Annotated in this window: 13 protein-coding genes; 4 read left to right on the forward strand and 9 right to left on the reverse strand. The window is 38.8% G+C overall.

What is annotated here, in order from left to right; translation table 11 throughout:
• Nucleotides 1–46: 46 nt before the first annotated feature.
• Nucleotides 47–442, reverse strand: a complete 396-nt coding sequence (locus H6G73_RS03975) for a metal-sensing transcriptional repressor (RefSeq protein WP_190601656.1) — start codon at nucleotides 440–442, stop codon at nucleotides 47–49.
• Nucleotides 443–809: 367 nt separating this feature from the next.
• Here H6G73_RS03975 and H6G73_RS03980 point away from each other — a divergent pair, with 367 nt between their 5' ends.
• Nucleotides 810–2027 (forward strand): HhoA/HhoB/HtrA family serine endopeptidase, encoded by a 1218-nt coding sequence (locus H6G73_RS03980; RefSeq protein ID WP_190601657.1) that lies wholly within the window; start codon nucleotides 810–812, stop codon nucleotides 2025–2027.
• A gap of 396 nt (nucleotides 2028–2423) precedes the next feature.
• On the opposite strand, the gene H6G73_RS03985 is transcribed toward H6G73_RS03980, so the two are convergent.
• The 4 genes from H6G73_RS03985 to H6G73_RS04000 form a co-directional block, all read right to left on the reverse strand.
• Complete coding sequence (locus tag H6G73_RS03985; protein WP_190601658.1) at nucleotides 2424–2768, reverse strand: cupin domain-containing protein; 345 nt, start codon at nucleotides 2766–2768, stop codon at nucleotides 2424–2426.
• A 322-nt stretch (nucleotides 2769–3090) separates the two neighbouring features.
• Nucleotides 3091–3504, reverse strand: a complete 414-nt coding sequence (locus tag H6G73_RS03990; RefSeq protein ID WP_190601659.1) for a hypothetical protein — start codon at nucleotides 3502–3504, stop codon at nucleotides 3091–3093.
• A 56-nt stretch (nucleotides 3505–3560) separates the two neighbouring features.
• Nucleotides 3561–4658, reverse strand: a complete 1098-nt coding sequence (locus tag H6G73_RS03995) for a DJ-1/PfpI/YhbO family deglycase/protease (protein ID WP_190601660.1) — start codon at nucleotides 4656–4658, stop codon at nucleotides 3561–3563.
• Nucleotides 4659–4737: 79 nt separating this feature from the next.
• Nucleotides 4738–5115, reverse strand: a complete 378-nt coding sequence (locus H6G73_RS04000) for a DUF2267 domain-containing protein (RefSeq protein WP_190601661.1) — start codon at nucleotides 5113–5115, stop codon at nucleotides 4738–4740.
• 208 nt (nucleotides 5116–5323) lie between these two features.
• Here H6G73_RS04000 and H6G73_RS04005 point away from each other — a divergent pair, with 208 nt between their 5' ends.
• The 3 genes from H6G73_RS04005 (at nucleotide 5324) to H6G73_RS04015 (ending at nucleotide 8631) form a co-directional block, all read left to right on the forward strand.
• Entirely contained in the window at nucleotides 5324–5815 is a 492-nt protein-coding gene (locus H6G73_RS04005; protein ID WP_190601662.1) for an orange carotenoid protein N-terminal domain-containing protein, read from the forward strand.
• Between the two features lie 499 nt (nucleotides 5816–6314).
• Nucleotides 6315–6824 carry an orange carotenoid protein N-terminal domain-containing protein gene (locus H6G73_RS04010; protein WP_190601663.1) on the forward strand — a complete coding sequence of 170 codons (510 nt, stop codon included), beginning with the start codon at nucleotides 6315–6317 and terminating at the stop codon, nucleotides 6822–6824.
• 439 nt (nucleotides 6825–7263) lie between these two features.
• Nucleotides 7264–8631, forward strand: coding sequence for a hypothetical protein (locus H6G73_RS04015; RefSeq protein WP_190601664.1), 1368 nt, complete (start codon nucleotides 7264–7266; stop codon nucleotides 8629–8631).
• A gap of 45 nt (nucleotides 8632–8676) precedes the next feature.
• Here H6G73_RS04015 and H6G73_RS04020 read toward each other — a convergent pair whose 3' ends face one another.
• From H6G73_RS04020 to psbB, 4 genes are all read right to left on the reverse strand, one after another.
• Nucleotides 8677–9411: an HAD family hydrolase gene (locus H6G73_RS04020; RefSeq protein ID WP_190601665.1), complete on the reverse strand. Its 735-nt coding sequence runs from the start codon at nucleotides 9409–9411 to the stop codon at nucleotides 8677–8679.
• A 102-nt stretch (nucleotides 9412–9513) separates the two neighbouring features.
• Nucleotides 9514–10521: a 30S ribosomal protein S1 gene (locus H6G73_RS04025; protein WP_190601666.1), complete on the reverse strand. Its 1008-nt coding sequence runs from the start codon at nucleotides 10519–10521 to the stop codon at nucleotides 9514–9516.
• 485 nt (nucleotides 10522–11006) lie between these two features.
• A complete protein-coding gene (locus H6G73_RS04030) occupies nucleotides 11007–11114 on the reverse strand; it encodes a photosystem II reaction center protein T (RefSeq protein ID WP_190601667.1) in 108 nt (35 codons plus the stop codon).
• Nucleotides 11115–11231: 117 nt separating this feature from the next.
• Nucleotides 11232–12758: a photosystem II chlorophyll-binding protein CP47 gene (gene psbB / locus H6G73_RS04035; protein WP_190601668.1), complete on the reverse strand. Its 1527-nt coding sequence runs from the start codon at nucleotides 12756–12758 to the stop codon at nucleotides 11232–11234.
• Nucleotides 12759–12805: the final 47 nt, after the last annotated feature.

The raw sequence follows: 12805 nt of genomic DNA on the forward strand, positions 1-12805 counted from the left end.
AGCTTCTCTATTCAAAATAACCTGTTGTAGCAGCTAATATGGTGATTTAAGACAAAAATCGGTCTAAGGCAGCTTTAAGTTGTTGAATTTCTACGTCTATATTGCCCTGTTGTGATGCTCTGGCAATACACTCATTTAAGTGCTCATCTAAGACAATGCGAGCAACTTTGTCTAATGCACCTCTTACGGCAGCAATCTGTAGTAATACATCAGGACAAGGGCTATTTTGCTGTACCATGGTTTTAATACCACGAATGTGTCCTTCTATCCGTGAAAGTCTGTTAACTATGCGACGTAAGGACTCTTCACTATGGATATGAGAATGAACAGATTCGTCCTGCCCCAGGCTATGATTTTCTGTGTCGTGATGATGTGGGTGTGGGTGTTCTGCTGGCTGTGATGTGGGCAAAGAGTCTTTTGCTAATCGATCTGATCCATTCATGGGTAATCACAGTGTTGGTATTAATTCAGATCCTAGCCTAGTCAAGCAGTGTGTAACTGAAAAGTCCAGTTTAATGTTCATCTCATTACCTACCCAAACCTTTTTTTCTCTCTGACCCTTCCCACCTTCATTGGGTAAAATCCGAACCTTACAGGTGTAAATTACCGGAATAGCATTACTTTGCAATATTCAGTTAACTTGATGAAAAGACGGCTGCACAGGATTTATTCGGTAAACATTCACTAGAGAAACCTAAACTCCGATGAAAACGTCATAAAACGCGGATTTTTAAACCATCTGTAAAAATAACTTTAGATAGATGTGTCACGACTAACCAAAAATTAAACTTCTAGATTAGGTTGTGATTATGAAACTTTCCAGATTACCCCGGTCAATCAGGCAATTTAGCACCCATGTATTTGCAATCTTTCTAGGAGTGGTGCTAACTTTTACGTCCTTACGGGTATTGCCTTCGGAAGCAGAACCCGCACCCACTGCTAATGTAGCACCAGCAGCTGCTACACAAATTGCTCAAAGACCATCTCCAGCCACAGCGGCTGTTGGTTCTAGCAGTTTTGTCACCTCTGCGGTGAACCGTGTGGGCCCAGCAGTAGTAAGAATTGATACAGAAAAAACTATTACTCGCCGTGCTGACCCCTTTTTTGAAGACCCATTTTTTCGGCGGTTCTTTGGTGATAGTCTGCCACAAATGTCCCCTACAGAACAATTGCGTGGTTTAGGTTCTGGTTTTATTCTCGATAAGAGTGGGGTAATTCTCACTAATGCCCATGTGGTAGATAATGCAGATAAGGTGACAGTCCGTCTCAAAGATGGTCGCACCTTTGAGGGTAAAGTGCGGGGCATCGATGAAGTTACGGATTTAGCGGTAGTAAAAATCAACGCTGGCAGCGACTTACCGGTGGCAACTCTCGGTTCTTCTAGTAATGTACAAGTAGGAGATTGGGCGATCGCTGTAGGTAATCCCTTGGGCTTTGATAATACTGTAACATTGGGGATTGTCAGCACCCTCAAACGTTCCAGCGCTCAAGTGGGTATTAGTGATAAGCGGTTAGATTTCATTCAAACTGACGCAGCAATTAACCCTGGTAACTCTGGTGGGCCGTTGTTGAATGCCCAAGGTGAAGTGATTGGTATTAATACCGCCATTCGTGCTGATGCCATGGGAATTGGTTTCGCTATTCCTATTGATAAAGCTAAAGCGATCGCTGGGCAACTGCAACGAGATGGTAAAGTTGCTCACCCCTATTTAGGTGTGCAAATGGTAACTTTAACACCCCAGTTAGCCAAGCAAAATAACAACGACCCCAACTCATCTATTGAAATACCAGAAGTTAACGGCGTTTTGGTCATGCGAGTTATGCAAAACTCCCCTGCTGCTAGTGCAGGTATCCGACGCGGTGACGTAATAGTACAAGTTGACGGTCAACCCATCACCAGCGCAGAACAATTACAAAGCGTCGTTGAAGACAGCCGTCTTGGTCAAGTTTTACAAGTGAAAATCCGACGGGGTAATCAAACACAAGTCCTTTCAGTTCGCACTGCTGAACTACAAGATATTTCTTAAGGACTTGCAATCACAAAGCCACAGAAAGGTGCGTTAGTAAACGCACCTTTTGTAGTTGTAAAAAAAGCAGTTAAGTAAGTCGTCGAGAAAAATTCAATGTATATGAATAAATATAAATTGTGCGTAGGGTGTGTTATGCCGTAGGCTAACGCACCTTAAATTATTGATGGTGCGTTGCGCTGCGCGACAACACACCCTACATTTGAGTTTCTTAATATAGCTTGAAATATTAGCCTCGACTTACTTAGACACTCAATTGAATCAATTCACAACAAAAAAGTAGCGATAGATTCATGAATCATCGCTACTAAATAATAATTTGACCTATGGCAAAATTATGAATTTTTAGGTGACGATTAAAATTACACAAAACCAGGAAATATTCATATCCTCTTATCAATTAGATTCATCTCTAGCATGAACTTGAGCCGGTGGACTCGTGGCTTCCACCGCTGTAAATGGTTCAATAATTTTATAGAAATGACTTGCACCCTTAGGAACTACCCAAGAACTTCCAGGTTCTAGTAAAATCATTTGCCCTTCTAAATGTAATTCCGCTTTACCATTAATCACATAACCAACCGTTTCATAATCTCTTTGACTAGACTCTTTATCATCTACTGGTTCCTCATTTTCCCATAGCCTCATCGAGACTGTTTTCCCAGAAGCCAGATACTTTTGACCAAGCTTACCCTTAGGTGAATAGGTAGAATCTACTTTTTTTACACTTGTATCACTCATAATCAATCACTGAGTTAAACTAAAATAATTAGACATTTTCAGCAATGAAACTGAAATACTGTAGATTGGGTTGAGGAAGGCAACCCAACATTATTAATACTTTTTGGTTTGCACTATCCCTTACCCCAACCTAATTTCTTCTTATGTAATTGTATTAGAATAGCAATGGACAGAGCAGTTAGGACATTAACTAACACTAAAACTTAGACAGCCAAAGGCTTTTAGAACTGTCACCTGTCACCTGCTATAGTGAGGTTGCATATCACGTTTCTCCACAATAAATTTTAAACAACCTCACATCTATCAGCACTGTTTACTAAGATTAAATATTATCTCTTAGCCTTCTGCTTTCAGGAAAATTCTCTTGATAATAACCACGTTGACCCTTAGTCAGTGGTTCTAATCCTTCTTTTAATTTAGATTGAGTAGAGTCAAGAAATTCCTTCGTTGCCTCAGGAATATCCTCATCAAGGTTTAGCTTCTCCCGCAGGTTATCAGCAGTATCTTTAAGACTTTTTTGAACATTATCTAACCCCTGATTATTTCTCAACTCCCTACTATCAGGAGTACCTTTATAATAAATACCTTCGGGAGTTTTCACAGTATCAGCAGTGGCTAATAAAAATGCACTACCTTGATTTACTACTTGGAAACTAAAAAATGTTAGTCCCACCAGAAATAAAACGAAAATTTGACGCAAAATTAAACGTTGAATCACATCCAGAAAACGATTCATAATCTACCTCATAGTTTTTAGAAACAACAGCACAGAGAGAAATTTTCTCTAAATCATCACATCGTTACAGCTACTCCTGAAGTTGGTTGAGGTGGCTTAACACCAGCAGCTATCCGCACTTTATATAGCTGTATTAATTCCTGTTCATATTTGCCCAAATCATGGTAAATTTCTTTGAAAATTGCCGTTGCTACTGGGTCAGTATACATAGCACACAAATTAGCAATATCACCGATACCTGTTTGCACATCTCCCAAAGCACAGCGCAATTGATATATATCATCACTGCCAGTCAATGCAGTTTTTACCTTGGCATATTGATTAGCAATGTTGGCAGAAAATGAGGATTTTTCACTCAATCTTTGTAAATAATTCTCTAGTCTATTAATATGTAGCCTTTTATTATCCATCATGGCTGCAAATAGAGTCTTAGCTTCCATATCTGACTCTTTTTCAGCATATTTTTCTAACGCTTCTAAAGAATATCTTTCACCAGCTAAAGCCGTATTTAAACCTTTGACAATTTCACCCTTTGTGGAACCACCCCAAGCATCAGCTAATTTCCACCATTCAGCAGATGTATCTTTCTCATTAGGTAAACCAACTTCTTGACCTCCGTAACCTAAGCGAGATAAGAAAGCTGTAGTAAAAATCGCTAAATCTCCAGGTTCACGAGATGTAATCAAATTACCATCGATAACTACTGGTTCATCCAGATAAATAGCACCTGCATTGGTAATATCTTTGCGAATAGAAGTAAAACCAGTGGCTTTTCTACCTTTGAGTAAATCACCTTCTATTAAAACTTGCGGCCCATGACACACCGCTGCTATCACCTTACCTTTGGTCATGGCATCACGCACAAAGCTGACTGTATGACAATTGCGTCGCATTCTATCAGGTGCCATACCCCCAGGAATCACTACACCAGCAAATTCATCAGCGATAGCTTCTGTGGTTGTTCCATCAGCATGTATACTCAATTTTCCACGTTTACCTTTATATTTTTCATTCATACGTGAACCAAGAACTATTACCTCCATTCCTGCTTGTTTAATACCGTTATAAGGGATTAAGAATTCTAAATCTTCCACAGCCTGCTCAATCAGAATGGCTATTTTTTGTTTATTACGAGAATGATTATTAACTGTCATACGTTTATCCTAATTTTCTCAAAATTTAATTTGATTAATTTTGTATTTGATTAGCATGAATTACATGAATTAAATCTAATTAAATAGTGAATAATTCTTCGTAATCATGGGGAAAGTAATGATGAAAGTTACTAAAATTGCCTGAAGAAATAGCAGTTGGTAAGACAGCAAACACAGCTCTCACATGGATTGCTGCTGTAGTCGGTTCAATGTTTTCTTTTTGGCTAGCACGTTCAATAAATTCTTGTAAGTGAAAGTCCAAAGACCTTACTGTATTTTGACCACGTAAAAATTCACCCAATTCTGCTGGTAGTTCTGATGCTAATATTTCCGCTTGATCAGCAGGAATAAGCTCTTGAATAGTTTTTAATGTGGCACGAGTTGCCATTTCTGCTTCTTCAAAAGAGCTAGATTGTGCCATTGTTTGCACCAAGCTAATAAATTCTTGATAATTCATCTGATTAATTCCTTTATCTTAATTTACATAGCCTGTAATTTATAAAAGCCATTTTAGTCATTACTAACAACTCAGATTAACCCTCAGATAAATAATTAACTTCGTTCTCAAGAGATAGATTTTTTATGACTATAGTTATACCTCTCTAGTTACATAAATTAGCGGTGATAAAAGGATAAATTAAAAATATTATTTACTGGAGTTAGTAATGACATTCACACAAACTAGTGATCCAACTATTCGTGAATATGTAGAAAATTGGCAGAGATTAGATGTTGATGAACAACTGGCATTATTTTGGTTTATTTACGAAGAAATGGGAGGTGCAGTTACGCCTGCTGCCCCAGGAGCAAGCACCGTTTCTCCAGAAATTGCTCAAGGCTTATTTCAACAAGTTGAACAATTATCATTAGATGAGCAATTACAAGTCCAAAGAGATTTAATTAATAGGAGGGACACCTTAATCTGTCGTCAATATGGCTCTTTAAGTGAGACTACTAAACTACTTTTTTGGTATCTACTCGCGGAAGGAATGAATAATTCAACTATCATTCCTTTTCCGGAAGATTATCAACTTTCTTCTAACGCTGAAAACTTGTTCAACCAAATTACAGAGTTAAATTTTGAACAACAAATCACCTTATTCCGTGATTATGTTGCTCCCATGGGTGCTGAACCTAGACCTGGGGCTGAAATTTAACAAGCTTTGAATGTTTCTTCACGATCATTACAACAAAAATTTTGATATTTTTGGGGGTATAAGTGTAAACTATATCCCCAAATATCGTAATAAATTAAAGCATATTATCATAGCTTTAATCAAAAAAATATAAATAAACACAGAGTAAACACTATGCTTTTTACTCTGTGTTACTAGGGTTTGGTTGTGGTCAAGAATGCACCCTGACAAGATAACGCTCTTTGCTTCTTAATTAATTTAATTTTCCCTTTTTAGAGCCTCATCTGTCTTCCGACTGGTTTAAATGTATTCTATTCTCATTTATGTTCTGTCTTTTTACAGTGTTTGATAATATTAATAATATTTTATCTTAAACAGGATAACTAAAATAATTTCCGCTAGTTATCGCTAACCATAAAACAGTATTTAAAATCAAACTCACAAATTTGAAAATTAGTTTTCAAAAAACAACACTTTATTTCTTTACATATAAAAGCAAAAATTACTGCAAGGATATTTTATGCCCAGAATCAAGATTGATACTGTAACTGAAGCTCTTGCAGCTTTCCAACAATTGAACATTGATGAAAGATTAGCTACTTTAGCATCGGTATACACTAATTTAATTGATGAAATTAATGGTGATGAAATAGAGGCATTACCAACCGATAAGGCGCAAAATTTAGTAGCACAAATTCAATCATTATCAGATGAGGAGCAGTTATTCGCTCTGCGGGATTTACTACCAGCAACTCGTAATGATCAAGATGAAGTGATGTTAGATCCACATCCTAGTAAAGCTATGGTAGAACTAGCGAGAGGAGGCACAAAAATGCCCACTGGTGAATATGGTGCTATGAGTACTGAAGGCAAATTAGCTTTTTGGTATCTTCTAGCAGAAAGATTAGGTAGCACTATCATTCCCATCCCTCAAGACTATCATCCTTCTGAGGAAGCAATTACATTATTAAACTTTCTCGATTCATTAGATACTGATGATTTAGTGGCATTTGTACAAAGGGTCATGTAATTGTGGAGTTTTTCCTATTCCCAGTCTTTGGGTGGGAATACTATTTTCAACTAACTGAGGAAATCGATGTTAAATACTTAATCTAGGTTGAGAAATATTGATGGGTGGTGTGTTGTCTAATAGTGCAATACACCATCTCTTATTGCAGCATTGAAACAGACAAACCCGATAAAGATGGATAAAACCATTGATTTCATGATTATTGTTAGCCTCATTCCAAATTGGGATAAGAGCTTGACTTGACACTTTATTAATACTGATGTACTATAGATATAGTTAGCAATCAATATAATTTTTTCTGACTACTAAATATCGCTATCTTTGATTAATCTAATCAACGTGGTGTGTTATGGGTTTAATCTAATACATCTTGCTGTCATAAAGTTTTTATCAATATCCTGTCCAGGCAACTATCCATTTACATTCATAGGGGTTTACTATGTCACAAGTAAATCACAAAATTTCTTTGCTAGAACTGATTCAAATCTTTACTGAATTTCGGCAAAATATCATTATTAATATTAAACACTTGGAAGAAAATTATCAAAGGACTGGTATTAAGCGAGTTAAGGGTGTACGTGACGAAAATGGCAGAATTATTCAGCCTTGTTTACGAACAGAATCTGTATATCCAGGTGATTATGTGGGGATGGGCATATTTGCTTTTAATCGTAACCAGGCTACTATTAATCTGTTGGTAAAGCGGAAGGTAAAGTTAGTCAAAACTGAAGATAATACACCAATACTTGAAGTAGCAGGTTTACTGACTAATGATTTAGATGCCTACAATAATTATACTATTGTTTGGGATGGAAAAATCCATGTTAAATGGTTGCAAATTAAAATAAGTAGTAAAAATTTATTTAATTTGTTGAAATCATCTGGTGTGATTGATGATGATAATTTTGACTTTCATCATGAATACATTATCAATCTAGACCAGTTGCCATTGGTACCGGAAAAATTTAGCTTTACTAGCATTGATAGTTTGTTCAATGAATTAGCTGAGGTGAAGGTTTTAACTAGTATTTTATCTGCTTGCTTGCGAAACGAATCTAATGTCTTTATCTCTGAGCAGTTAGATGAGCTAAGAAAACATTACTTATCTAAAAACTTGTTCTTGAATTTTCCTACTACTGATTTAAAAAGTAGTGAGTTTGATTACCACGTCAGTTACAAAATTGATATTGGTAACCTGGATATCCTCAATTTATATAAGCTTTATTCTGCAAATAAGTTTTTAGCGAGAAGATATCAAGCTTATGATCAAGATACTGGGGAAATTTTCCTCAAACCAAACCTAGAAATGCTGCTGTCAGAGAATATCATATTTCAACCAAAGGCTATTTCTTCTCGAATGAAGATTACTAAAGTTGATGATTTAATGAAACCTATTTTTGATGATTTTTTAGGAATAGAGCATAATGGTAAAATTAAGGTAATTCTTGACAAGGTTGGTGCTAATAGTTTAGCTAATATGTTGCCAGTTAAACATGTTGAACACTTAGTTGATAAATCAGAAATAATTGCTATTATGGTGACTGCAATTAGCAAGTTAGAGCAATTCGCAGACAAAATTTATCAGGAAAATATTTCTCCCTTGGTATTTTACATTGGAGCGACTGGTTTGTTGCCTGATGAAATTTCTTCAACAGCAATTTCATCTGAGGAACTGATGGCTAATTATCCCAATTTGCAGGTGTCTAAATATGAGCAGAATGGTGTATTTTTTCTAGTTGGTAATAGCATTATCAGTGTTTATGGGAAACAGAAAAAATACAGCAAACAACTTGTGATGGCTGCGTGAGAATACAAAATAGCCATAAATTCATTTCTCCCCCTACTCCCTGCCTTACGCCTGAATTACTTGAATTTCATCCAATTGATTAATAATCACATCTGCACCTTGCACATTTTCCGGTTGATTAATCCAAGTAATCCCAATGCAACCTGCCGCTTTAGCATTGCGGGCCATTTGCATATCCCCAACGGAGTCACCAACCATTAATGTAGCCTCTGGTTCTACACCTAAAGCTTGACAAGCCTGCAAAAATAATACAGGGTCTGGTTTACTAAGACCTTCATCAACTCCCATTTGTAGTTGCAGATAACTACCTAACTGATGAGTAGACACAAACTGACGCACATCTGCTGTTGTTGCTGCTGATAAAATCCCTAATTTTAGCCCAGCAGAGGCCAGAGTCTGTAAAATTTCCCAACTCCCTGGAAATAGAGGTGATGGAGTTTGTCTAACTTGTTGGTCTGCTTCTTCTAACCATTGCTGGGAGAGTTTTAATGATTCAAACCATCCCCGTCCAGTTTCGGCAATATATGCTGCAACTGCAACTTCTGTCTCCCTTCGACTAGCAACAGCCATTAAACCTGCTGGATTAATTTGATTTCCCTCAATTCCAAAGGCCATTAACAATGGTTCTCCTATCCCAGGAATTTGCGCGTCAATAAGCCGTGCAGCTTTTTGTCCCAAAGTCCTTAGATAAGCTTCCGAATCTTCTAAGGTCCCATTTTTATCAAATAAAACGGCTTGAATCTTCGGAAAAACCATGTTTCCACATTTAATACTAATCATCTGCAATTTTTCATTGATTATTGACACAAAAAAAGAGGGTTATTCCCTCTTCTCCATATGCTTTGATACTCTGATTTGTAGATAATGACAAATACAAATGTACTATTCTTCAATAGCTGAGGGGATCTCTTCTTCAACTTCAGTTGCGCTGGGGATCTCTTCTTCAACTATGGCATCGACAGCGTCCACAGGTGCAGCAGTGATACCTTGCTGTTTAGCTAGCAGTTGTTCCCGATACTTAGCAGCCATTTCTTCGGCCTTATCATAAACTAAATCACGGTTCTTAATCATGTCACCGGGTTCGGGTTCTAGCTGTTTGGTAGACAGAGAAATCCGGCCCCTTTCTGCATCCAAGTCAATGATCATTACTTTCACTTCATCATTGACGTTGAAAACACTGTGAGGTGTGTCGATATGTTCGTGGGAAATTTCTGAAATGTGTAGTAGTCCGCTGACACCACCGATATCAATGAAAGCACCGTAGGGCTTGATACCACGTACAGTACCAATTACCACTTCGCCAACTTCTAAGCGGTTCATCTTGCGCTCAACTAACGCCCGACGATGGGATAGAACTAAGCGGTTACGTTCTTCATCTACTTCTAAGAACTTCAAAGGCAATTCTTCGCCTACTAATTCTTCTTTAGGCTTACGAGTGCTGATGTGAGAACCAGGGATAAAACCACGTAGTCCTTCAATTCGCACTAATGCACCACCGCGATTAGTAGCAAAAACACCAGAACGGACGGTTGCATCTTCCGCTTGTAACTGGCGCACACGTTCCCACGCCCGCATATATTCAATCCGACGAATCGAAAGGGTCAATTGACCATCTTCGTTTTCATCGGTCAGAATGAAAAATTCCCGTGTTTCGTTTGATTGTAAGACTTCTTCCGGGGCATCGACCCGGTTAATAGACATTTCTTGTATGGGTATATATGCTGCTGTTTTAGCACCTATGTCAATCAGAGCGCCGCGCGGCTCTATACTAAAAACTGTACCTGGTACTATATCACCAGGGCTGAAGTGATAATCGTACTTATCAAGTAGAGCAGCGAAATCTTCGTGAGTAAATCCAATTTCTGTAGCGGTTAAGTTCTGATTGACCATGCTAATTTGTTCCTGGTTTTATTCTCCGTAAAGTTTGTGCCATAAGTGCCTGTTTATGTAAGTGATAGGACTTGTCCTTACACCCACATTCCTTCTCATCCTAGCGTAGAAAAGCTAGTCTTCACACATATTAACTTCCAGATAGAAAATTATATCGCATATTCAGTTATTAGTCAGTAGTCGCGGAGAATCTACCCTGAGAAGTAGCCACAGAGTCAAGGAAAGAAATGATACCAATTAAAAATTCAAACTAAAAACTGAAAATTTAAACCTGGGCAAGAGGTGATTCATCATGGTTTTCAGCTTTTGTTTGTTTTAGCTTCTTGATGCAAATAGGTATTATTTTTATCTATGATTATTTTGTTAATAGTCATAGAAGTCGAAATTGCAATTCTAAAATCTAGACATAGAATTGTCCGTTGCCACTCAAATAAGCAGCAACGGACAGTTGGATGAAACTACCTTAAAATGCTGGTAATAACAACCTAGTTTTTCTCTTTTCTTTCAAAACGGGGAGGTTCGCGAAAGGCGATCGCAAAAAAGAGAACACCTATTGATAGGGTCAAAATCAAAATGTAAGCTACGCTTTCCATATTCCTAGTTCCTGCCAATTAAGCAAGTATTTTTAGTTTATCAAGCCGGAGAAAAAGTATGAAGTAATAAAGCTTTAACATTTGTTTAATACTTCACTCTTCATACTTCATCTGTGTTTAAGCTTCCTTACGAATCCGAGTTGTTACGTCACCCACTTTCTGGAACAGACCCCATTCCACTTGTTCTTCTTCAATCTCAACCCCAGCAAATACGTCGCGGTAGATTGTCCGAGAACCATGCCAGAGGTGTCCAAAGAAGAATAGCAGTGCAAATACTGCATGACCAAAGGTAAACCAACCTCTAGGAGATGTACGGAATACACCATCAGAGTTCAATGTTTCCCGGTCAAATTCAAATATTTCTCCACCTTGAGCCTTACGAGCAAATCTCTTCACATCAGCAGGATCTGTAAAGGTTTTGCCGTTGAGATCACCACCGTAGAAGCTAACTTTTACGCCAGTTTGCTCAAAGCTGTATTTGGATTCTGCCCGACGGAAGGGAATGTCAGCGCGGACAACACCATCTTTATCAGTCAGAATTACAGGGAAGGTTTCAAAGAAGTTGGGCAAACGACGTACAGTCAATTCGCGACCTTCTGAATCAGTAAATACTGCGTGACCTTGCCAAGATTGAGCGATACCATCACCCTTGACCATTGGCCCGGTACGGAATAAACCGCCTTTTGCAGGGCTGTTACCAACGTAATCGTAGAAGGCTAGTTTTTCAGGAATTTGTGACCAAGCTTCGGACAGACTAGCACCTTGAGCAACGCTAGTTTGCACACGACGATCAATTTCTTGACGGAAGTAGCCTTGATCCCATTGATAACGGGTTGGTCCAAACAGTTCAATAGGTGTAGCAGCGTTACCGTACCACATGGTTCCAGCTACTACGAAAGCAGCAAAGAAAACTGCCGCGATACTGCTAGAAAGAACGGTTTCGATATTACCCATCCGCAGGGCTTTGTAAAGCCTTTCAGGAGGTCTAACTGTGAGGTGGAATAAACCAGCGATAATACCAACTACACCTGCGGCAATATGGTGAGCAACAATACCACCAGGGTTATAGGGGTTAAATCCATCAGGGCCCCATTCTGGTGCTACAGGTAAGATGTTACCTGTCAAACCATAGGCATCGGAGACCCACATACCAGGGCCATATAAGCCGGTGAGGTGGAAAGCACCAAAGCCAAAACAGAGTAAACCAGATAAAAATAGGTGAATGCCAAACATTTTTGGCAAGTCGAGAGCAGGTTCACCGGTACGGGGGTCTCTGAAGAGTTCCAAATCCCAGTAAACCCAGTGCCATACAGCAGCTAGGAACAACAGACCAGAAAGGACAATGTGAGCAGCTGCAACACCTTCAAATGACCAGAATCCAGGGTCAGTAGCTGGGCCACCAGTAACGCTCCAACCACCCCAAGATTGGGTAACGCCTAAACGTGCCATGAAGGGCAGTACGAACATACCTTGCCGCCACATGGGGTTGAGAACTGGATCACTGGGGTCATAAACTGCCAGTTCGTAGAGTGCCATCGAACCGGCCCAGCCTGCTACCAAGGCTGTGTGCATTAAGTGTACAGAAATCAGCCGCCCTGGATCATTCAGAACAACTGTGTGTACTCGGTACCAGGGTAGTCCCATCGACTACGCTCCTCCTCGAAGATTTATGTTTACAAAGCAATTTTTTT

The sequence above is a fragment of the Richelia sinica FACHB-800 genome, assembly GCF_014698825.1.
Lineage (GTDB): Bacteria > Cyanobacteriota > Cyanobacteriia > Cyanobacteriales > Nostocaceae > FACHB-800.

Excerpts from the sequence above, each read along its gene's own strand:
- H6G73_RS03995 (WP_190601660.1), bottom strand. The coding sequence starts at position 4,658 with ATGACAGTTAATAATCATTCTCGTAATAAACAAAAAATAGCCATTCTG.
- H6G73_RS04030 (WP_190601667.1), bottom strand. The coding sequence starts at position 11,114 with ATGGAAAGCGTAGCTTACATTTTGATTTTGACCCTATCAATAGGTGTT.
- H6G73_RS04000 (WP_190601661.1), bottom strand. The coding sequence starts at position 5,115 with ATGAATTATCAAGAATTTATTAGCTTGGTGCAAACAATGGCACAATCT.
- H6G73_RS03990 (WP_190601659.1), bottom strand. The coding sequence starts at position 3,504 with ATGAATCGTTTTCTGGATGTGATTCAACGTTTAATTTTGCGTCAAATT.
- H6G73_RS03980 (WP_190601657.1), top strand. The coding sequence starts at position 810 with ATGAAACTTTCCAGATTACCCCGGTCAATCAGGCAATTTAGCACCCAT.
- H6G73_RS04020 (WP_190601665.1), bottom strand. The coding sequence starts at position 9,411 with ATGATTAGTATTAAATGTGGAAACATGGTTTTTCCGAAGATTCAAGCC.
- H6G73_RS04025 (WP_190601666.1), bottom strand. The coding sequence starts at position 10,521 with ATGGTCAATCAGAACTTAACCGCTACAGAAATTGGATTTACTCACGAA.
- H6G73_RS03985 (WP_190601658.1), bottom strand. The coding sequence starts at position 2,768 with ATGAGTGATACAAGTGTAAAAAAAGTAGATTCTACCTATTCACCTAAG.
- psbB (WP_190601668.1), bottom strand. The coding sequence starts at position 12,758 with ATGGGACTACCCTGGTACCGAGTACACACAGTTGTTCTGAATGATCCA.
- H6G73_RS04005 (WP_190601662.1), top strand. The coding sequence starts at position 5,324 with ATGACATTCACACAAACTAGTGATCCAACTATTCGTGAATATGTAGAA.
- H6G73_RS04010 (WP_190601663.1), top strand. The coding sequence starts at position 6,315 with ATGCCCAGAATCAAGATTGATACTGTAACTGAAGCTCTTGCAGCTTTC.
- H6G73_RS04015 (WP_190601664.1), top strand. The coding sequence starts at position 7,264 with ATGTCACAAGTAAATCACAAAATTTCTTTGCTAGAACTGATTCAAATC.
- H6G73_RS03975 (WP_190601656.1), bottom strand. The coding sequence starts at position 442 with ATGAATGGATCAGATCGATTAGCAAAAGACTCTTTGCCCACATCACAG.